This is a genomic window from Rhodococcus sp. NPDC003322 (assembly GCF_053589555.1).
The window spans coordinates 1,037,568-1,059,137 of sequence record NZ_JBSFSC010000002.1 but is presented as its reverse complement, the minus strand read 5'-3'; the positions used below and the strand labels follow the sequence as shown (position 1 = coordinate 1,059,137).

Sequence of the window (21,570 nt, the reverse complement as noted above, 5' to 3'; positions counted from 1 at the left end):
GTGACCGGTCGGCAACCCGACCGGACCGATCGACGGGAATGGTGAATGGCAGTACCAGCGGACGCACCCTCGACGGTCGCGGACCCTCACCCCGGGACCGCGACCGCGCCCGCACGCCGACGGCTGCGTCCGGCACGTCCCGACGTGCTGGTCGCGGGCGGATTCGCCGCACTCGCGGTGTACGTCATGTGGAACCAGTGGCGCCTGCCGGCGTCCGGGTACCTGACCGGCAGCGGCCAGGACCAGCGGATGTGGGAGTGGTTCTTCGCGCTCGCCGCCCGCTCCATCACCCACCTCGACAACCCACTCGGCTCGGTTCTGCAGAACTATCCGCAGGGCGTGAACCTGATGGCCAACACGGCGATGTTCGGGGTCAGCGTCCCGCTCGCCCCGATCACCCTGGTGTTCGGGCCGACCGTCACCTGGACGCTGGTCCTCACGGTCGGGCTCGCGTCCACCTCGTACGCCTGGTACTGGTTCCTGCGCCGGTACGCGGAGGTGTCCCGGATCGCCGCGACCGTCGGCGGTCTGATCTGCGGGTTCGCGCCTGCGATGATCTCCCACGCCAACGGGCACCCGAACTTCGTGGTCCTGCCACTGCTTCCGGTGATCCTCGGGTGCGTGATCCGGCTGTCCCGCGGCGCGGGCATGCGCACCGCCTGCTGGCTGGGACTGCTGGTCGCGATGCAGATCGCGCTAGGCGAGGAACCGCTGCTGATCACCGCGGTGACCTTCGGGGTGTTCACCGCCGCGTACTTCGCGTTCCGCCCGCGACTGATCGTCCCGGCCGTCCGCAACGCCACGAAACCACTGCTGCTCGCCGCGCTGATCGCGCTGCTGCTGACCGCGGGCCCACTGTGGTGGCAGTTCTTCGGCCCGCAGAGCTACCGGTTCATCGACCACGGCCCGATGGGCAACGACCTCAAGGCGCTGCTGCAGTTCCCGCGGCAGTCCGTCGGTGGACACGTCACACCAGGCCAGGACGTCGCGATCAACGGCACCGAGGAGAACGCCTACTTCGGGTGGCCACTGCTGGTCGTCACCCTCGCCGCCGCGGTGTGGCTGCGCCGGGTCGTCGTCGCGCGCGCCGCCGCCGTCACCGTCGCCCTGATGTGCGTGCTCTCGCTCGGCGCCGAACTGACCGTCGGACGCGACCGGACGGGCGTCGACCTGCCGTGGTCGTGGCTCGAACGGCTGCCACTGTTCGAGTCGGTGCTCGAGACCCGCTTCGCGATGGGCGCGATCCCGGCGATCGCACTGCTGCTGGCACTGACCGTCGACCGGGCCCGGCGGGAACGGGCCACGCTGATCCCCTGGACCGTGGCGCTCGTGGTGGCGCTGCTCCCGCTGACCCCGTTGCCGCTGAACGCGGTCCAACGCGCCGCGGCACCGCAGTTCTTCGCCGACGGCGGTTGGCGCCAGTACGTCGGGAACGGCTCGGTCGTCACCGTCCCCCTGCCCCGCCCCGAGGACGCCCGGGCCCTGAGCTGGCAGGTCGAGGCCGACTTCGGATTCCCGCTCGCCGGCGGCTACTTCGTCGGACCGGTCGGCCCCGACAAGAAGGCCAAGTACGGGCCGGACGACCGGCCCACCGCGCAACTGCTCGGGCAGGTGCAGCAGACCGGGACGGTCCCGAACATCACCGACGCGATGCGCGCGCAGGCCGTCACCGACCTGCAGTTCTGGCGGGCCGACGTGGTGGTGCTGCCGCACGGCGGCAACGAACGTGCCCTGCGCGTGACCGCGCAGGAACTGCTCCGCGACCCCGGGCACCGCGCCGACGACGTGTGGGTGTGGGACGTGCGGGCCCTGGTCCGGGCCTGACGCCGAGCGGCCCGCCGGACAGGGGGATCGACTAGGGGATCGGGGATGTCCGACTCGCCCCCAACCGTCCCCTAACCGCCCGCGAATCGGCACCGGATACCGCCCTCGCCGGGTCGAATGACGGCAGGGCACCGACCGGTGCCGGTCCACGGATACCAGGAGCGCTCATGTCGTTTACGACCATGTTCTCGCTGATCGCGTCGATGCTCGGCCCGAGCTTCGGTAGCGAAGCCGGCGGCGGCGCCGGTGGTGAGGGCGGAGGAGGTTTCCACTTCGAGTCCTGAACCCATCGGGTCGGGAACCGCTCCCTCGCAACGATCGCCCCGGCCCGGGATCACCGCCGGTGGTGCGGCCCTCCCGCACCACCGGCGGCGGCGTGTGTGGGCGAAGGTTCGACAGGCCGGGTCCGCGGGGGCGCCGGGCTCGCCGATGCACCGAAATCCATCCCATACGATCGGTCCTTGTGCCCGCCGAGTCCGACGCCCCCGCCGCCCTCACGTCCCAGCCGGTCCCCGATCATCGCGCCTCCCGCACCACGCGCCTGATCGCCGTCGTCGCCGGACTGGTCGGCTTCCTCCTCGCGGTCGCGACCCCGCTGCTTCCGGTCTCCCAGCAGGCCGCCAGCGTGTCGTGGCCGCAGAACGGCACCCTCACCGGCGTCGAGGCGCCGCTCGTCGGCTACGAACCGCTGACCCTCGACATCCACATCCCCTGCCCCGTCATCGCGGACGTGCCAGGCGACGTCGGCACCGTCGTGTCCACCGTCCCGAAGGACGCCCCCGACGCCGACGCGGCCGGGCTGGACGTCACCGTCGGGTCGGACGCCGACCGCACCGTCTCGGTGGTCCTGCGCGGCGGCCGGCTGATCGCCGCCCCGCTCGCCGACATGACCGGCTGCACCGCCCTCGTGGTGCACTCCGACGCCGAGCTCACCACCGCGACGTTCGCCGGGCTCGAGGCCGCCGACGGCCGGGCCCCGGTCACCGCCGAACTCACCGGCGACGAGCGACCCCAGATGGTCGGCCTCTTCACCGACCTGCAGGGGCCCGCGCCGGCCGGCCTCGAGGTCCGCGCCGACCTCGACTCCCGGTTCTCGTCCAGCCCGACCGCGTTCAAGGTCCTCGCGATGATCGTCGGGGTACTCGCGACGCTGCTGTCGCTGGCCGCGTTGCACCGCCTCGACCTGACCGACGGCCGCCGCGCCCGCCGCTTCCTGCCGCGGCACTGGCTGCGGTTCACCGGCGTCGACGCCGTCGTGGTCGGCACCCTGATCGTCTGGCACTTCATCGGCGCCAACACCTCCGACGACGGCTACCTGCTGACCATGGCCCGCGCGTCCGAACACTCCGGCTACATGGCCAACTACTACCGCTGGTTCGGAGTCTCGGAGGCGCCGTTCGGCTGGTACTACGACGTCCTCGCCGCGATGGCGAAGATCGGCACGGCCAGCACCTGGATGCGGCTGCCCGCGCTGATCGCCGGGATCCTGTGCTGGATGGTGATCAGCCGCGAGGTGATCCCCCGCCTCGGTCGCGCGGTGCGGCGCAACCGGATCGCCGTGTGGACCGCCGGTCTGGTGTTCCTCTCGTTCTGGCTGCCGTTCGACAACGGCCTGCGCCCCGAACCGGTGATCGCGCTCGGCGCCCTGCTTACCTGGTGCTCGATCGAACGGGCCATCGCCACCGGCCGGATGCTGCCCGCCGCCGTCGGCGTGCTGATCGCGGCGTTCTCCCTGGCCGCCGGTCCGACCGGTGTCATCGCCGTCGCCGCGCTGATCGTCAGCCTGCGTCCGCTCGTGCAGCTCGTCGTCACCCGCGCCCGCATCGTCGGCGTGGCCGCGCTGCTCGCGCCGATCCTCGCGGCAGGCACAGTCGTGCTGATCGCGATCTTCGCCGACCAGACCCTCGCGGGCGTGCTCGAGGCGATCAAGGTCCGCACCGCCATCGGACCGAACGTGTCCTGGTTCGGCGAATACCAGCGGTACGAGGCATTGCTGAACGTCTCCCCCGACGGTTCCCTCGCCCGCCGCTTCGGCGTGTTCGCCATGATCCTGTGTCTGATCGTGTGCGCGATGCTGCTGCTGCGCGGCCGCGGTCGGATCCCCGGTACCGCGGCGGGCCCGTCGCGCCGCATCCTCGGCATCGTCTTCGTCTCGCTGCTGCTGATGATGTCGACGCCGACCAAGTGGACCCACCACTTCGGCGTGTACGCCGGCCTGGCCGGGTCGATCGCCGCGGTCACCGCGGTCGGGATCGCCGCCGCCACCGCCCGCTCGCGCCGCAACCGGGCCCTGTTCGCGTCGGGCGTGCTGTTCCTGCTCGCGTTGGCGTTCACCGGCTCGAACGGCTGGTGGTACGTCTCCAGCTACGGCGTCCCGTGGTGGGACAAGGCCCCGTCGATCAGCGGCAAACCGTTCTCCACCGCGTTCCTGGCGCTGAGCGTCCTGACGTTGCTCTACGCCGGCTGGCAGCACCTGCGCGAGCCGTACCGCGGCCCGGAGGAACCGGTGCGGCCCGGGCTGCGCACCCTGATCGCGTCCCCGCTGACCGTCGCCGCGGCGTTCATCGTGCTGGTCGAGGTGCTCTCGCTGGCCAAGGCGGCGGTCGCCCAGTACCCGGCGTACTCGGTGGCCCGCTCCAACCTCGACACCCTCACGGGCGACACCTGTGCGCTCGCGAACGACGTGCTGATCGAACCCGACGCCAACGCGGGCATGCTGACCCCGCTCACCCCCGGCCCCGACCCGCTCGGCGGCGGCGAGAACACCGGATTCACCCCCAACGGGGTGCCCGTCGACCTGACCGCCGACGAGGAGAACAAGGCGGTCGGCGGCGCCAACACCCTCGACACCGCTTCCACCACCACCGACACCGGCACCTCGGCCGGGACCGGCGGCGGCACCGGGACCATGGGCGTCAACGGCAGTTCGGTCGCATTGCCGTTCGGCCTCGACCCCGCCACCACCCCGGTCCTCGGCAGTTCCGGCAGCGACCAGCCCGCCCATCTGACCAGCGGCTGGTACGCACTGCCTGCCCGCAGCGCGGACGCTCCCCTGCTGGTGGTCACCGCGGCCGGACGGATCCGGTACGTCGACCCCGACGGCATCGTCACCTACGGCCAGGACCTCCGCGTCGAGTACGGCACCCGCACCGCCGGCGGCGACGTCGAGGTGGGCGGCGCGATCGCCCCGATCGACATCGGCCCGTCCCCCTCGTGGCGGAACCTGCGGGTGCCGATGGACCTGATTCCCGCCGACGCCGACGCGGTCCGCCTCGTCGCCGACGACCACGACCTCACCCCGAAACAGTGGCTGGCGGTCACCCCGCCGCGGGTCCCGCAGACCCGGACCCTCCAGGACGTCGTCGGCTCGCAGGCCCCGGTGCTGCTTGACTGGTCCGTCGGCCTGTCCTTCCCGTGCCAGCGCCCGTTCGACCACCGGTACGGCGTCGCCGAGGTGCCCGAGTTCCGGATCCTGCCCGACCGGGTCGGCGCCGACTCCACCAACGCCTGGCAGGACAAGGTCGGCGGCGGCCCGCTCGGCTGGGTGAACCTGCTGCTGGCCGCGCAGACCATGCCCAGCTACCTGAACCACGACTGGGCCAGGGACTGGGGTTCGCTCGAGCGGTACACGCCGCTGGACCCGTCCGCGACCACAGCCACCATCGACACCGAGACGGTGACGCGGTCCGGGCTGTGGTCGCCGGGCCCGATCGCCGCCCGATAGGCCCGGAGGTTCCGTAATGTCACATCGGCGATCTTGGTGACCCCCGATGTGACATTACGGAACCCGGCAAAAGTCGCATCGTCGATGCTGTGATGGCGACTCAGGTTGCTGTCATACCATCGACAACCGTGTCCGACGCTCTGACAGCCACCGCGCCCGCGCCCGCGCCAGCACCTTCGCCCGATCCGCGAACCCAGTACCGGACCGCCCGGCTGATCGCGATCGTCGCGGGTCTGCTCGGGTTCGTGTTCGCCGTGGCGACCCCGTTCCTGCCGGTCAAGCAGACCGCGGCCACGCTGAACTGGCCGCAGGCCGGCACCGTCGGCAGCGTCGACGCACCCCTGATGGCGCAGGTCCCGATCGACCTGACCGCCTCGATCCCGTGCCGCCTGGTCGGGGACCTCCCCACCTCCGGTGGCCTGCTGCTCGGCACCGCCCCGCCCGACGGGACCGGCGCCCCGCTGAATGCCCTGCTGGTGCGGGTGACCGCATCCAGCGTCGACGTCGTCAACCGCAACGCCGTGGTCGCGTCCGCGCCACGCGACGCCGTCGAAGCCGGAAACTGCTCGGCGATCACCATCGTCTCCGACATCACCGGCACCACCGCGACGTTCGACGGCCTGACCGTGGACGGGCAGCCCGTCACCGGCACCATCACCGGGGACGAGCGCCCGCAGATCGTCGGCGTGTTCACCGACCTGCAGGGCGACGCCACCGCGAACCTGTCGCTGACGGCGAACATCGACTCCCGCTTCTCATCCAGCCCGACCGTGCTGAAGCTGATGACGATGGTGCTGGCAGCGCTCCTGACCATCGTTTCGCTCGTCGCACTGCACCGCCTGGACGGCATCGACGGACGGCGCGCCCGGCGCTTCTTCCCGCCGCACTGGTGGCGGGTGCGTCCCCTCGACGGCGTCGTCGTCGGCACCCTGCTGGTGTGGCACTTCGTCGGCGCCAACACCTCCGACGACGGGTACCTGCTCAGCATGGCCCGGGTGTCCGAGCACTCCGGATACATGGCCAACTACTTCCGTTGGTTCGGCGTCCCCGAGGCGCCGTTCGGGTGGTACTACGACGTGCTCGCCGCGATGGCGAAGGTCTCCACCGCCAGCCCGTGGATGCGGCTGCCCGCGCTGATCGCAGGCATCCTGTGCTGGCTTGTCATCAGCCGCGAGGTGATCCCCCGCCTCGGTCGCGCCGTCCGCCTCAACCAGGCCGCGGTGTGGACCGGCGGGCTGGTGTTCCTCGCCTTCTGGCTGCCCTACAACAACGGCCTGCGCCCCGAGCCGATCGTCGCGCTCGGCGCCCTGCTGACCTGGTGCTCCGTCGAACGCGCCATCGCCACCGGTCGCCTGCTGCCCGCCGCGGTCGCGGTCATCATCGCCGCGTTCTCGCTCGGCGCCGCCCCCACCGGCCTGATGTGTGTCGCCGCACTTCTCGCCGGCGCCCGCCCGATGATCCGCATCCTCGTCCGCAGGCACCGCCGCGTGGGCACCTGGCCGCTGGTCGCCCCGCTCCTCGCCTCCGGCGCGATCGTGTTGATCGCGGTCTTCGCCGACCAGACCTACGCCGCGGTCCGGGAAGCCACCCGGGTGCGCACCCTGATCGGTCCGAACCTGCACTGGTACGAGGAGTTCCTCCGCTACTACTACCTGTTCGTGCAGACCGTCGACGGATCCGTCGCCCGCCGGTTCGCGTTCCTGGTGATGGTGCTGTGCCTGTTCACCACCCTGTTCGTGCTGCTGCGCCGCAAGCGGGTGCCCGGCGCCGCAGTCGGGCCGTCGTGGCGACTGCTCGGCATCGTGTTCGGCACCGTCTTCTTCATGATGTTCAACCCCACCAAGTGGACCCACCACTTCGGGGCGTACGCCGGCATCGCCGGATCCCTCGGCGCACTGACCGCGGTCGCGGTGTCGGCGACGGCGCTGCGGTCGCGGCGCAACCGCACCATGTTCGCGGCCGGCCTGCTGCTGGTGCTTGCGTTCTCGTTCTCCGGCATCAACGGCTGGTGGTACGTCTCCAGCTACGGCATCCCGTGGTTCGACAAGACCATCTCCCTCGCCGGGTTCCAGGTCAACACGGCCCTGCTGGCGCTGTTCCTGCTGACCGTGGTCCTCGTCGCCTGGCAGTACTTCCGTGAGGACTTCATCGGCAAGGAGGTCCAGGCCTCCGGTACCCGCGGCAGGCGCATCAAGGCGCTCGCCGCGATGCCGCTGACCGTCGTCGCCGCCCTGATGGTGCTCTTCGAGGTGCTCTCGCTGGTCAAGGGTGCCGTCGCGCAGTACCCGGCGTACTCGCTGGCCCGGTCGAACATCGACGCCGTCACCGGATCCCCCTGCGGTCTCGCCGACGACGTGCTCACCGAGGCCGACGCGAACGCAGGGCGCCTGCAGCCGATCGTCGACCCGGCGAACCCCGTCGCCGACCCGCTCGGCGGCGTTAACCCCACCGGATTCGGACCGAACGGGGTGCCCTCCGACCTGTCCGCCGACTACACCGAGGTCAAGCCGGGGCAGGCCAACACCGACAACCAGTCGGTCGGCGCGACGTTCGTCAACGGCGCCGGTGCAGGCACCGAGGGCGGCACCGGGGCGCGGGGCGTCAACGGTTCGACGGTGAAGCTGCCGTTCGGCCTCGACCCCGCCTCCACACCGGTGCTCGGCAGCTACCAGTCCGGGGTGCAGGAGCCCGCGCTGCTGACGTCGAGCTGGTACGCGTTGCCCGCACGCAGCGAGGACGCCCCGCTGGTGGTCGTCTCCGCCGCAGGCCGAATCTGGTCCGAGAGCAAGGACGGCGAGGTCACCTACGGCCAGTCGCTGCGCCTCGAGTACGGGCACCGCGAGGCCGACGGGTCGGTCACCGTCCTCGGCAACTACCTGCCCAAGGACATCGGTCCCGCCCCGTCGTGGCGGAACCTGCGGATCCCGCTGGACGAGCTGCCCGCCGAGACCGACGCCGTCCGGATCCTCGCCAACGACCCCATCCTCTCCGGAGACCAGTGGTTGGCGTTCACCCCGCCGCGCGTACCGAAGCTGCAGACCCTGAACACCTACATCGGGTCCGAGCAGCCGGTGCTGCTGGACTGGGCGGTCGGGCTGCAGTTCCCGTGCCAGCGTCCGTTCGACCACCAGTACGGCGTCGCCGAGGTGCCGAACTTCCGCATCCTGCCGGACCGTCCGCTGGCCGTCAGCTCCACCGACACCTGGCAGTCCGCGGAGAACGGCGGCCCGCTCGGCTGGACCGAGATGCTCGCCGAGGCCTCCACCGTCCCCACCTACCTGAAGGACGACTGGGGCCGCGACTGGGGCGCGCTGGAGCGGTACACCCCGTACTTCCCCGACGCCACCGCCGCCACCATCGACACCACCGAGGTGACCCGCTCCGGCTTCTGGAACCCGGGCATGATGCGCGTCTACAAGTAGCCGTCAGCCGGCTCCCCACCGGCCCAGTTCCCTAATGTCACATTGGCTCACTTGAGGTTCCCCAATGTGACATTAGGGAACGGCGCGAGCCGAAGTCCCGCACTATCCACAGACCCCCGGATCGGTCCACAGAACGCCCGAATCGGGCCTCTGCGGCCAGTAGCGGCCCCGTCACGCCACACACACTGGCGGCATGCGACGTGGAAAATGGGCTGACGACTACGACACCCTCGTCGGGTACAGCACGAACCTGGCCATCAGGTCGAGCATCCTCCGCAGTCTCGGTGTTGCCCCGAAAACCCTCGCGCGCTACTGCATGCCCGGCGGCCCCTGGCAGCGCATCCTTCCGGGAATCATCCTGCTGCACAACGGGATACCGAGCGCTCTGCAGCGAGCGACGGCAGCGTTGATGTACGGCGGTCCGGACAGCGTCCTGACCGGCCACGCGGCACTTTCCGAGCACGGCTTCAGGAGTTCGGCGCAGATGTCGGACGTGCTGCTGCTCATTCCGGCCCGCAGGCACAGAACGCCAACCGGGTACGTTGACGTCGAACGGACGTGGCGTATGCCGGAGTCGGATGAGATCGTTCACCGCGGATCGTTGCGCTACGTGTCGGTGACTCGGGCAGCCATGGATGCTGCACGCCGAACACGACGCCGCGACACGTGTCGCGCGCTGCTGGCCGGGGTCATCCAACGCGGTGACACGTCGCCCGAGGAACTGGCGATCGAACTCGCCGAGGGATCGCGGCGTGGAACGGCCCTGCCCAGGTCCGTTCTCGGCGAGCTTGCCGACGACGCGCATTCCGTCGAGGAGATTCACGCGCAGCAGATCTACCGGAAGAGCGGCCTGCCGACGATGGTGCACAACCGCGAGATCGAAACACACGACGGCGAGTTCATCGCCAGTCCGGACGGCTGGCTCGACGACGTCGCGATGGTCTGGGAAATCGATTCGCTCAGGCACCACCTCGCCATTGCGGACCACGAGGCGACCGTGCTGCGACGGGCACGCATGCAGGCGAAGGGCATCATCGTGGTCAGCCACCTGCCGAAGACGCTGCACCGCGATCCCGAACTCGTGGTCCGTGACCTCCGCGACAACTATCGGCTCGCGGCGTCCCGTCCACGACCGTCGGTGCGACTACGTCCGCTGCCCGCGGGTTCCCCAATGTCACATTCGCTGTCGTGAAGTGACCCAATGTGACATTAGGGAACCTCGGGGTGGCGTCAGAACGGGAGCAGATGGTGCTTGCGGGGGTTCTGGTAAACCGTCTTGTCGCGGAGCAGGGTCAGTGCCTTGCGGATCTCGAGGCGGGTGGTCGACGGGTCGATGACGGCGTCGATGTAGCCGCGCTCGGCCGCGATGTACGGCGTCGCGACGTGCTCGTTGTAGAAGTTGACCAACTGCTGGCGCACGGCCGCCGCGTTGTCGCCCGCGGCCTCGATCTGCCTGCGGCCGATGATGTTCACGGCACCCTCGGCGCCCATGACCGCGATGCGAGCGGTCGGCCAGGCGAAGTTGACGTCGGCGCCGAGCTGCTTGGAGCCCATCACCGCGTAGCCGCCACCGTACGACTTGCGCACCACGACAGTGACCTTCGGGACCGTCGCCTCGACGTAGGCGAACAGGAACCGGCCGCCGCGCTTGATGACGCCGATCTTCTCCTGCTCGACACCGACCAGGAAGCCGGGGGTGTCGACGACGAACACCAGCGGGATGTTGTAGGCGTCGCAGACCCGCACGAAGTGCGCGGCCTTGTCGGACGCGGCGGCGTCGAGGGCGCCGGACAGGTACATCGGCTGGTTCGCGACGACACCGACCGGACGTCCGTCGACGCGGGCGAACCCGGTGATGACGTTCTGCGCCATCTGACTGCGGACCTCGTGGAAGTCGCCGTCGTCGAAGATCTTCAGCAGGATGTCGTGCATGTCGTAGCCGGCGTTGTCGGCGTCGGGCATGAACGTGTCCAGCTCGATGTCGTCGGGGGTGATCTCCGGTTCCAGGCCCGGGTTGATGATCGGCGGCTGCTCGGTGCAGCTCGACGGCATGTAGCTCAGGTACTTGCGGGCCCACTCGAAGGCGGCCTTCTCGTCGGGCGCGACATGGTGAATGTTGCCGTACTCCACCTGGTTCCGCGCGCCGCCCAGTTCGTCGAGGCTGACGTCCTCGCCGGTGACGGACTTGATGACGTCCGGTCCGGTGACGAACATGTACGACTCTTCGGTGGCGATCACGACGTCGGTGTTGATCGGCGCGTAGACGGCGCCGCCCGCGCACTTCCCGAGGATGATCGAGATCTGCGGGCACAGGCCCGACAACGGCTCCTGGCGTCGACCCATCTCGGCGTACCAGGCCAGTGACGTCACCGCGTCCTGGATGCGCGCGCCGGCGGACTCGTTGATACCGACGACGGGGCAGCCGATCTTGACGGCAAAGTCGTTGACGGCGGCGACCTTACGGCCGAAGATCTCGCCCGCGGCGCCACCGAAGACCGTCTGGTCGTGCGCGAACACCGCGACCGGGCGGCCGTCGACGAGACCGTGTCCGGTGACGACGCCGTCGCCGTACGGGTTGGCCGGGTCGCCGGGTTGGCGGGCCAGCTGCCCCAACTCGATGAACGTTCCCGGATCGAGCAGCATGTCGATGCGCTCGCGCGGTGTCGGCAGACCCTTCGCCTTGCGCTTCTCGATGGCCCTCGGATTGCCCGGCGCCTTCGAGAGCTCGAGCTTCTCGTGCAGTTCGGCCAGCTTCTCCGCGGTGGTGGTGCTCACTCAGTTACTCCGGTTCTCGGCCTCGATGGCGGCCAGCTTCTTGGTCAGGTCCGCCCCCACCTTCGCGATGTACGGTTCGTCGACGATCTGGATGTGGTCACCGCCGACGTGGATGACTTCCAGGTTCTTGACGGCGTCTCCCCAGCCGCCGTCGGGTGTACGCGTCCTGAACGCGGGTTCGAGCGCGATCGCGTCGTCGTGGTACTTGTCGGCCATGTACAGCACGACGTCGCCGCCGTAGGAGTCGATCTTCGCGGTCTGGAGCGCCCGGTTGTCCAGCCACGACGTGCGCTGGTGCTCGATGATGCCGCCGGGGATCTTCGCGCCACTGACCTTGAGCAGATCCATCAGGATCTTGATCTGCTCCTCGTCGGTCTCGGCGGCGGCGAGCTTGTCGTACGGCAGCGGCGCGTCGATGTTGTACGTCTTCTTCGCGAACGCGGCGTACCGCTGCCAGCGCTTCTTGATCTCCTCGGGCGTGTCCTCGACCTGCTCGCCGGCCATCACCGTGTCGATCAGGCCGACGACCCGCACGTCCTTGCCCTCGTCACGCAGCAGCCTGGCCACCGCGTAGGACAGGACGCCGCCGAGCGACCAGCCGTACAGCACGTACGGTCCGTCACCCTGGATCTCCTTGATCAGCGGCAGGTACTCGCGGGCGCGCACCTCGATCGGGCCCTCTGTGCGTTCGAAGCCGTACATCGGGGTGCCCTCGGGCAGCCGCTTCAGGAGCGGTTCGTACGCGACGGTGGAGCCGCCGGCCGGGTGGAACACGAAAACCGGTACGGCGGAGGACCCTTCGGGACGGGCCCGCAGGACGCGCACCAGGCCCTCGATCTTGCCCTCGTCCTCGAGGTGCGGTCGCACCTTCTCGGCGAGCTGCTCGATGGTCTCGCAGTCGAGCACGTCGTCGAAGCTGACCTCGCCGCCCGCTCGCTCGGTCAGGCGGGCCGAGAGCTTCTCCGCGGTGTCGTCGTCGAGCACCGGGAGGATGTTGAAGATGCCCTTCGCGGACTTGCCGGTCACGACCGCCCAGGTGGCGAACGTCAGACGCTCGGCGGCGTCGCGCGGCGGGACGTTGACGTCCTCGTCGGACGCGTCGCCGACGGCCGGGGCTGCGACGGCGGCGCCGTCCGGTGTTTCAGCGGCGAGGATCTCCTCGGCCTCCGCGACCGGGCTGGTGGTCTCGCCGTCGAGCGCGGAATCGAGTGCGGCGGTGGCTTCCTCGGCCTCGGCCGCTTCCTTCTCGGCACGCTGCTGCGCGGCGAGCGCCTCGACCTCCTCGCGGTTCTCGATCGCGTAGCGGAGGTACTTCTCCACCTCACGCAGGTTCGCGTCCTTCACCGCCGTGAGCTGCAGCTGCGGGATGTCGAACTCGTACTCGACCCGGTTCTTGATCCGCACCGCCATCAGAGAGTCGAGTCCCAGCTCGATGAGCGGGATCTCGGCGGGCAGGTCCTCGACCGCGTAGCCCATCGACTCGGCGACGATCAGCGCCAGCCGATCCTCGAGGGTCTGGCTGCCGTTGGGATCCCACTTGTCGCCGAAGGATTCGACGATCTCGGGCAGTTCCTCCATCGGCGAGCCGGCCCGCTCTGCCGGCGCCGCGACGACCGGTTCGGGCAGTGCCTCGCCGGAGCTGACGACCGCGTCGAGCAGCAGGGCGAAGTCCGCGCCGTTCTTGGCGTGCACCTGCAGCGCACCGCCACCGGGGTGCGGCGCGAGCGTCGTGGTCAGGGTACCGGTGGTCGGCCGCTCCGCCCGCTCGATGACGGCGGTCAGCGTGACGTCCGAAAGCACCTGCGCGGCAGCGGAAGTGACGAGCGCGTTCAGGTCGGTGACGGCGGACGCCGGCACCTCCCACACGTGCCTGCCGTCGGGCAGCGAGACGTGTGCACCCGGCGGGCGCCCCGAGCCGGACGCACTGACCTGCACGTCGAGCCAGTGCTCCTTGCGCAGGAACGCGGTCCGCGGCGGGTTCGCGTAGCCGCCCGCAGGCAGCAGCGACGGCAGATCGACCGGCTGACCGTGCACGTACAGCTGCGCCAGCGCGGTGAGGACGCCGACCTCCTCGTCCTCCTTGCGCTTGAGCGTGGGGATCAGCTGGGCGTCGTGCACCCCGGCGTCGAAGACCGTGGCGGCCACCGACATCAGCGTCGCCGGGTTCGGTGCCAGCTCCACGAACGTGGTGTGCCCGGCGTCGACGGCCATCCGCACCGCGTTGGTGAAGTACACGCTGTGCCGCATGCCCTTCGTCCAGTACTCGACCGGGTGGAGCGGGGCGTGGCCGGCGCGGTAGAAGGTCTCCTTGTCGACCGACGAGTACAGCCCGACCGTCAGCGGATGCGGTTCGATGCCGGCCAGTTCCGCGGCCAGTTCGCCGAGGATCGGGTCGACCTGCGAGGTGTGGCTGGCACCCTTCGTCTGCAGGATCCGGCCCATCTTCTCCTCGGCCTCGGCACGGGCGACGATCGCCTCGACCTCGGGCTGGGGACCGCCGATGACGGTGTGGGTCGGCGCCGCGTACACGCAGACCTCGAGGTGCGGGAAGTCGCCGAGGACTGCCTCGATCTCGGCAGCGCTGTACTCGACGAGCGCCATCAGCCGGATGTCGTCGCCGGACAGCGTCGCCTCGGCCTCACCCATCAGGCGGGAGCGGGCGGTGATGACGCGGACGGCGTCCTCGAGCGAGAGTCCGCCGGTGACGTACGCGGCCGCGGCCTCGCCCATCGAGTGGCCGACGGCGGCCTCCGGCTGGGCGCCGTGGTGGCGCAGCAGTGCGGCGAGGCCGATCTGAATCGCGAAGATGCCGACCTGCGAGGTCTCGACGTCGTAGTCGATCGAGTCGTCGAGGAACTTCTCGGCCATCTTGTAGCCGGTCTCGAACTCGATCAGCTCGTCGACCTGGTCGATCGCGGCCCGGAACACCGGGTTGTTGGTGTAGAGCTGCTTGGCCATCTTGCGGTGCTGCGACCCGAAGCCGGAGAACACCCACACGGGGCCCTTCGTGGCCGGGGCGTCCGCGGAGAAGATGCCGGGGCCCGGCTTGCCCGCGGCGACGGCACGCAGCCCGGAGATCGCCTCGGCGTGGGTGCGGGCCAGCACGACGGCGCGGGAGCGGCCGTGGTTGCGCTTGGCCAGGGTCCGGGCCAGGTCGTCGAGCGGGGTGGTGCTGCCGATCTCGGTCTCGAGCCAGTCCGCGAGGTCGGATGCGGCGCGGCGCCGCCGCGACGGCATCGACGCGGACACGGGCAGCAGCACGGGCAGCGGCTCGTCGCGCTGCGGCTGCGGCGTGGGGAGCGGTTCGACGCCCATCGACTCGGCGGCGTCGGCCAGCACGGCCTCGGCTTCGGCCTCGACGTCGAGCAGCTCCGCTGCCTGTGCGTTTTCACCCGCATCGGGGTCCAGATCGCTCGCGGGCGCGTACTCGCGCACCACGACGTGGGCGTTGGTGCCGCCGAAGCCGAAGCCGGACACGCCTGCGATGGCGTGACCGGTGTAGCGCGGCCAGTCGGTGGCCTCGGGGATCACCCGCAGGTGGGTGCCGTCGAAGTCGATGTAGGGGTTCGGTCCGGCGTAGTTCAGCGACGGAGGGAGCTTGTCCTCCTGCATCGCCAGCACGACCTTGATCAGGCCGGCGGCACCGGCCGCGGACTCGAGGTGACCGAAGTTCGTCTTCGCCGAGCCGAGCAGCGCCGGCTTGTCGGCGTCGCGGCCGCGGCCCACGACGCGGCCGAGGGCGTCGGCCTCGATCGGGTCGCCGAGGATGGTACCGGTGCCGTGTGCCTCGATGTAGTCGACGCCGGACGGCGCGATGCCGGCGTCGCGGTAGGCGCTGCGCAGCACGTCGGCCTGCGCGTCGGGGTTCGGCGCGGCCAGGCCGTTGGAGCGGCCGTCCTGGTTGACGGCGGAACCGGCGATCACGGCCAGGATGGTGTCGCCGTCGCGTTCGGCGTCCTCGAGGCGCTTGAGGACGACCAGTCCGCCGCCCTCGGCGCGGACGATGCCGTTCGCGTCGGAGGAGAACGCCTTGATCCTGCCGTCCTCGGTGAGCACACCGGTCTCGTCGAAACCGAGGGTGGCGGCGGGGGCGACCAGCATGTTGACGCCACCGGCCAGTGCGATGTCCGATTCGCCGGTGCGCAGCGACCGGACGGCCTGGTGCACGGCCACCAGCGACGACGAGCAGGCGGTGTCCATGGCGACGGACGGGCCGCGGAAGTCGTAGAAGTACGACACCCGGTTGGCCACGATCGACGTCGAGGTCCCGGTCAGCGCGTACGGGTGGGCGTTGACCGGGTCGCTCACGGCGAGCAGCTGGTAGTCGTTGGTCGAGGAGCCGATGAACACACCGACCTGCTCGCCCTTGAGCTCGTTGGCCGGGATGTGGGCGTGTTCGAGCGCCTCCCACGTCAGTTCCAGCGCGAGCCGCTGCTGGGGGTCGACGTTCTTGACCTCGAGCGGCGACATCGCGAAGAACTCCGCGTCGAAGCCCTTCACGTCGTCGAGGTAGCCGCCCTTGGTGTTGGCCTTCGCGATCGCGTCCGCGATCTGCGGGTCGGCCGTGAACTCGGACCAGCGGCCCTCGGGCAGATCGGTGACCGCATTGCGGCCCTCGATCAGCAGCTGCCACATCTCGTCGGGGGTGTGGCCGGTTCCGGGGAACCGGGAGGCCAGGCCGACGATCGCGACGTCGTGCGACTGCGAGGTGTCGCGCTGCGCGTAGTACCCGGCCTCGTCGACGCCCTCCGGCGCGTCCGGCTCGCCCTCGATGATCCGCGTGGCCAGCGACGCGATCGTCGGGTGCTGGTAGGCCACGGTGGCGGTGAGCGTGATGCCGAGCAGCTCCTCGATCTCCCCGGAGAGGGCGACCGCGTCGCGGGACGACAGGCCGAACTCCTCCATCGGGCGGTCGTCGGAAATCTGCTCGACCGGTTGCCCGGTGACCCCGGCAACCCAGTTGCGCAACCATTCGCGCAGCTGCGCGACCGTCATCTCTGTCTCAGCCATCAGTGCACCACGCTACTCGTCGTCGGAGGTCTCGTCGGGGACGCGGTCAGGACTCAGACGCTGTCCGGGAACGCGGTCTGCTGGTAGCCGCCGCGCAGGGTGCCCTCGATGTACGCAGCCTTGCAGGCGCGTCGCGCGATCTTGCCGCTGGACGTGCGCGGGATCGATCCGGCCGGGACCAGCAGCACGTCGCGGGCGGTGACGCCGTGCCGGCTGGAGATGGCACCGCGCACCGCGTCGGCCACCGGCACCGGGTCGGCCTTGCCGGCACCGGGAGCGCGCTCGGCCACCACGACGAGCTGCTCGGACGAGTCGTCCGCGTCGTAGGTCAGGCCGGCCGCGCCGAACTCGAAGACCTCCGCGGGCAGCTGGTTCGCCGGGACCGCGAACGCCGCGACGAAGCCGGGGCGCAGTGCGGTGCTCGCCTCCTGTGCGGAGTACTCGAGGTCCTGCGGGTAGTGGTTGCGGCCGTCGACGATCACCAGGTCCTTGACGCGGCCGGTGATGTACAGCTCGCCGTCGACGTAGACGCCGTAGTCGCCGGTGCGCATCCAGTTCGCGTCGGCGGGCGTGCCGTCGGCCTTGCTGCCCTCGGGCCGGCGCACGGTGAGCTTGTTGTGGAAGGTCTGCTCGGTCTCGTCGGCACGACCCCAGTAGCCGGTACCCATGTTGTTGCCGTGCAGCCAGATCTCACCGACATGCTCGTCGGGCACCTCGGCGCCGGTCTCCGGGTCGACGATCGCGGCCCACTGGCTGCGTGCGACGTGTCCGCAGGAGACCTGCGGGATCGCGCCCGGCGCGTCCTGCGCGACCTGGACCATCCGGCCCTGGTTGAGCTCGTCCCGGTCGACGTGGATGACCCGGGCCTCGTCGGCCTGGTCGGTGGTCGAGACGAACAGGGTCGCCTCCGCCATCCCGTAGGACGGTTTGATCGCGGTCTTGGGCAGTCCGTACGGCGCGAACGCCTCGTTGAACTTGCGCATCGACGAGGTGGTGACCGGCTCGCTGCCGTTGATCAGGCCGATCACGTTGGACAGGTCGAGGGTCTCGCCGTTCTTCGGCAGTCCGCGCGCGGCGGCGTGCTCGAATGCGAAGTTCGGGGCGGCGGCGAAGGTGCCTGCCCCGTCCGCGACCGCGGCGAGCTCCCGGATCCACCGGTTCGGGCGCTGCACGAACGCGCGGGGGCTCATGATCGTGATGTACTTGCCGCCCAGCGCGGGCAGGATCACCGTGAGCAGGCCCATGTCGTGGAACAGCGGCAGCCAGGTGACGCCGCGGGACTCGGTGCTCAGCCCGATTGCGTCCGCCATCTGCACCGCGTTGGTGCCGACGGCGCGGTGGGTGATCTCGACACCCGCGGGGGTGCGGGTGGAACCGGACGTGTACTGCAGGTAGGCGATGTCGTCGAGGTCGGGCTTGGGATTGACCCAGGTCTCGCCGACGGTGTCCGGGATGGCGTCCACGGCGATGATCCGGGGACGCTGCGGAGCGGGCAGGGACCGGAACAGCTGGCGGACGCCCGCGGCGGACTCCGTCGCGGTGAGGATGGCGGCGGGCTCGCAGTCGCCAAGCACCGCGTGCAGGCGGTCCGTGTGTCCGGGCTCATCCGGGTCGAACAGCGGCACCGCGATGGTGCCGGCGTGAATGGCGGCGAAGAACGAGATGACGTAGTCGAGCCCCTGCGGGGCGAGGATGGCCACCCGGTCGCCCGGCTTGGTCACCTGCTGCAGGCGGGCGGCGACGGCGCGCAGCCGGATGCCGAACTGGGTCCAGGTGAGCTCCTGCACCTCGCCGTCGCGTTCGCGGGAGTAGTCGATGTAGCGGTATGCCAGCTCGTCGGCGTTGTCCCGAGTGTGCTGCTCGACGTAGTCGACGAGGGTGTTGCCCGGCGACAGCGTGATCTGGCCGGACTCGTCGATGTAGTCATCGAAGTTCTTCATACCTTCTCCTCCAAGGCAAGCCCCACGTGCCGAGATCGCGCACAGCTGGGCTTCAGTCCCTGCTCCCGCGAGGGATCATGCAAACAATGTCTAGTGGCAATACACAGATCGCGTTTCGACAACGATCTGCTACGCACCCCAAACCAACGGAATATTACAGACCCGGCCGGGTCATTCCCCCTTCAGCTGGGCGATGACCGGCGCGAATGCTTCCATCTGGGTCGGAAAGATGCCGACGTAGGACATCGACGTGCGGGCGCGAACAGCCCTGATCTGGTCGGCGATCTCCTCGTAGGTGCCGATCGCCAGATAGGGCGAGTTCAAGATGTCCTCCACGGTCAGCGTGACATCGGCCTCGATGTTCGGCGGGTAGCCGTTGGCGATCGCGGCCAGCGCCATCTCCGCCATCGACTCGCGGTCGTCGGTCGGCATGATGGCCGTGATCGTCCAGTTCAGCTCGATGTCGCCGAAGCGGTCACCGGCGGCCTCACGGATGCGCTCCACCCGCTCCGCGGTCGCCTCCATCGTGATCCCGGAGAGCAGCATCTTGCCCTCCTTGCTGCTGGGCGAGGCCACGGAGATGATGTCGGCGTACTTGGCGGCGAGGGCCAGCATCTTCGGGCCGCCGCCACCGACCGCGATCGGCGGGCGGGGGCCCTGGCGGGGGCGCGGGCTGCCCTTGAGCCCGTCGATCCGGTAGTGCTTGCCCTCGAAGGTGCACTCCTGACCGCGCAGCAGCGTGTCCAGGATCTGCAGGCTCTCCTCGAGCTTCTCGATGCGGACGCCGGGGCGCTCGTACTCGATCCCCGCCTTGTCGAACTCGTCCTTCATCCAGCCCGCGCCGACACCGAGTTCGAGCCGGCCACCGGACAGCACGTCGATGGTCGCGGCGTCCTTCGCGAGAATGGCGGGATGCCGAAAACCGTTGGCCAGCACGGCCGTTCCGAGCCTGATCTTGTCGGTGGCGACGGCGAGGGCGCCGAGGGCCGCGATCGGACCGACCTGGTTGCCCAGGTGGTCGGGGATCATGAAGGAGTCGTATCCGAGTTCCTCGGCCTTCTGGGCCAGTTTGACGAAGCGCCGCGCCCCGCCCTCCTCGGCGTTACCCTCGCCTCCGGCTGCGAACCGGAACTTGCGCGGCGCGGGTGCGTCGGCGGAACTCATCTATCACTTCTCCTGAAAAATGGCGGTGCTGAAACGGCTGGTGGCCGGTTGGCCACTCTATCTGTTACTCATACCCCTCCCCTATTTGTGCTCAGGGATGGCCCTACTCATGAGCAGGGGTGGGCGCGGACCGCACCTTGTCGGCGGTCCAGTTTGTCATCCACTGAGTCGCCGTGGTGCCGTTTCCATCAACCACGAAGCTGTTGTACAGCGCATGCACAGGATTGTTGACGTACTCCAGGAGGCGGGACAGGCTCGCCATCCAGTTCCCCGGCTTGAACGCCTCGCCGGGCGCGTCGCAGATCCCGTCCGACGGCGCGCAGATCTGCACCGCCCGGTCGTTCAGCGCACCGAATCCGCCCGGCCTGGCCCCGGTCATCGTGATCCCGGGCAGCTTGATCCCGGCGAGTGAGAGTTCCGCGCCCACACCGGCGACCGACGGCCCGACGCCCTGCCCAGCGGCAGGGTCGCGGCGGCCGTCGGCGATCAGGCCGACCCCGAGCACCTGGTCCGCAGGGACCGGTCCGGTGCCCGCGCCGATGCTCGCGGCGACGTCCCCGGCGATCACCGCACCCTGGGAGAACCCGGTCAGAACGTAGCTCGTCAGCGGGCACTCGGCGTGCATCGCCGCCATCACCTCGGTGGTCTTCGCGGTGCCCTCGCCACGACTCTTGTTGTACGACGTCTGACCGTCCGGCGGGAGCGCGATCGGATTCGAGAACTGCGCCACGTACGGCACCGTGTACACCTGCGCGCGCTCGGCACCGAACTCGGCCTGCAGCGGCCTCGTGACGTTGAGCATCAACGAGGCCGGGTTCGCGGTCGGATTGAACGGATCGTCGGTCGCACTGGACTCCCAGGTGCCCGGAATCGCGATCACCTGGACGTCGGGACAGCTCGCGGGCTGCGCGGAGGGCCGCTCCGGCCCCGGCGGCGTGACCGGCGGCTTCGGGACCCGGCCCGCGAGCAGGTACCAGGCCACCAGCGCGACCAACGCCACCAGCAGCAGGGTGATCAGGACGATCAGCATCCTCAGCAGGCGACTTCGGGCCTTACGTGCGGCTGACATCGGTTACTTGCAGTAGGTGGACTGCGCGGCGTCCATGTAGACACGCGCGGCCTTGGCGGCGTCCTCCTCGGACGGCGTCGCCCCGGACAACCCGGCCTCGACTCCGGCCATACCGGTCACGTACGCCAGGATCTCCTCGTCGGCGACGTTGCTCGCCTTGGCGGCGCAGATGTAGTTCGCGGTCGAGATGGCGATGTCGCCGTTGTCGGCCGGGGTCACCCCGCCCTTCTTCAACGCCTCCAGGTAGGCGCGGCCGCGGTCGTCGAGCGCGGGCGCCTCGGTGGGACCGGGGAAACCGCTCGGCACCGCCTCGGGGGTCTCCGGCGGCGCGGTCGCCGCCACCGACGGCGTCGTGTAGGCGGGCACCTCGATGCCGGTCGCCAGCGGAGGCACCGTCGGCGATCCCGATCCGGCCGCGGTGGTCAGGGTCGGTGTGCTGGACGCCGTGGAGTCGTCGCTGCCGCAGCCGGCGAGCACGCCGGCCGTGACGACGGCGAACGCGCCGACGGCCAGCGCCCGGGCGAACGGGGTACGGGAGGAAACGAGCATGTAGTCACAGTCCTATGCGGTGATCGGCGGGACGTGCCGACAGTGTTGTCGGCGAGCGCGGCCGGGAGATTCCGGGTGATCGGTATCGAGGGT

10 protein-coding genes are annotated in these 21,570 nt (G+C 69.9%); 4 read left to right on the top strand and 6 right to left on the bottom strand.

Going from position 1 to position 21,570, the window contains the following annotated elements; genetic code table 11:
* Positions 1-45 precede the first annotated feature (45 nt).
* From ACWDUM_RS11195 to ACWDUM_RS11180, 4 genes are all read left to right on the top strand, one after another.
* Complete coding sequence (locus ACWDUM_RS11195) at positions 46-1,824, top strand: glycosyl transferase (RefSeq protein ID WP_450134019.1); 1,779 nt, start codon at positions 46-48, stop codon at positions 1,822-1,824.
* A 463-nt stretch (positions 1,825-2,287) separates the two neighbouring features.
* Complete coding sequence (locus ACWDUM_RS11190) at positions 2,288-5,548, top strand: arabinosyltransferase domain-containing protein (RefSeq protein WP_450134018.1); 3,261 nt, start codon at positions 2,288-2,290, stop codon at positions 5,546-5,548.
* A gap of 92 nt (positions 5,549-5,640) precedes the next feature.
* Positions 5,641-8,970: an arabinosyltransferase domain-containing protein gene (locus ACWDUM_RS11185; RefSeq protein ID WP_450134017.1), complete on the top strand. Its 3,330-nt coding sequence runs from the start codon at positions 5,641-5,643 to the stop codon at positions 8,968-8,970.
* A gap of 193 nt (positions 8,971-9,163) precedes the next feature.
* On the top strand, positions 9,164-10,162 hold the full coding sequence (locus tag ACWDUM_RS11180; protein ID WP_450134016.1) for a hypothetical protein: 999 nt from the start codon (positions 9,164-9,166) through the stop codon (positions 10,160-10,162).
* Positions 10,163-10,200: 38 nt separating this feature from the next.
* Here ACWDUM_RS11180 and ACWDUM_RS11175 read toward each other — a convergent pair whose 3' ends face one another.
* From ACWDUM_RS11175 to ACWDUM_RS11150, 6 genes are all read right to left on the bottom strand, one after another.
* Positions 10,201-11,745: an acyl-CoA carboxylase subunit beta gene (locus ACWDUM_RS11175; RefSeq protein ID WP_450116737.1), complete on the bottom strand. Its 1,545-nt coding sequence runs from the start codon at positions 11,743-11,745 to the stop codon at positions 10,201-10,203.
* A complete protein-coding gene (gene pks13 / locus ACWDUM_RS11170) occupies positions 11,746-16,740 on the bottom strand; it encodes a polyketide synthase Pks13 (RefSeq protein WP_450134199.1) in 4,995 nt (1,664 codons plus the stop codon).
* Between the two features lie 68 nt (positions 16,741-16,808).
* Entirely contained in the window at positions 16,809-18,695 is a 1,887-nt protein-coding gene (gene fadD32, locus ACWDUM_RS11165) for a long-chain-fatty-acid--AMP ligase FadD32 (protein WP_450134015.1), read from the bottom strand.
* Between the two features lie 171 nt (positions 18,696-18,866).
* A complete protein-coding gene (locus tag ACWDUM_RS11160; RefSeq protein ID WP_450116735.1) occupies positions 18,867-19,859 on the bottom strand; it encodes an LLM class F420-dependent oxidoreductase in 993 nt (330 codons plus the stop codon).
* A gap of 103 nt (positions 19,860-19,962) precedes the next feature.
* Positions 19,963-20,928 carry a cutinase family protein gene (locus ACWDUM_RS11155; RefSeq protein WP_450134014.1) on the bottom strand — a complete coding sequence of 322 codons (966 nt, stop codon included), beginning with the start codon at positions 20,926-20,928 and terminating at the stop codon, positions 19,963-19,965.
* 3 nt (positions 20,929-20,931) lie between these two features.
* The gene (locus tag ACWDUM_RS11150) at positions 20,932-21,477 is read right to left on the bottom strand and encodes a DUF732 domain-containing protein (RefSeq protein ID WP_450116733.1); all 546 of its coding nucleotides are present in this window, start codon (positions 21,475-21,477) and stop codon (positions 20,932-20,934) included.
* Positions 21,478-21,570 lie beyond the last annotated feature (93 nt).

Excerpts from the sequence above, each read along its gene's own strand:
- pks13 (WP_450134199.1), bottom strand. The coding sequence starts at position 16,740 with ATGACGGTCGCGCAGCTGCGCGAATGGTTGCGCAACTGGGTTGCCGGG.
- ACWDUM_RS11160 (WP_450116735.1), bottom strand. The coding sequence starts at position 19,859 with ATGAGTTCCGCCGACGCACCCGCGCCGCGCAAGTTCCGGTTCGCAGCC.
- ACWDUM_RS11180 (WP_450134016.1), top strand. The coding sequence starts at position 9,164 with ATGCGACGTGGAAAATGGGCTGACGACTACGACACCCTCGTCGGGTAC.
- ACWDUM_RS11155 (WP_450134014.1), bottom strand. The coding sequence starts at position 20,928 with ATGTCAGCCGCACGTAAGGCCCGAAGTCGCCTGCTGAGGATGCTGATC.
- fadD32 (WP_450134015.1), bottom strand. The coding sequence starts at position 18,695 with ATGAAGAACTTCGATGACTACATCGACGAGTCCGGCCAGATCACGCTG.
- ACWDUM_RS11185 (WP_450134017.1), top strand. The coding sequence starts at position 5,641 with ATGGCGACTCAGGTTGCTGTCATACCATCGACAACCGTGTCCGACGCT.
- ACWDUM_RS11150 (WP_450116733.1), bottom strand. The coding sequence starts at position 21,477 with ATGCTCGTTTCCTCCCGTACCCCGTTCGCCCGGGCGCTGGCCGTCGGC.
- ACWDUM_RS11195 (WP_450134019.1), top strand. The coding sequence starts at position 46 with ATGGCAGTACCAGCGGACGCACCCTCGACGGTCGCGGACCCTCACCCC.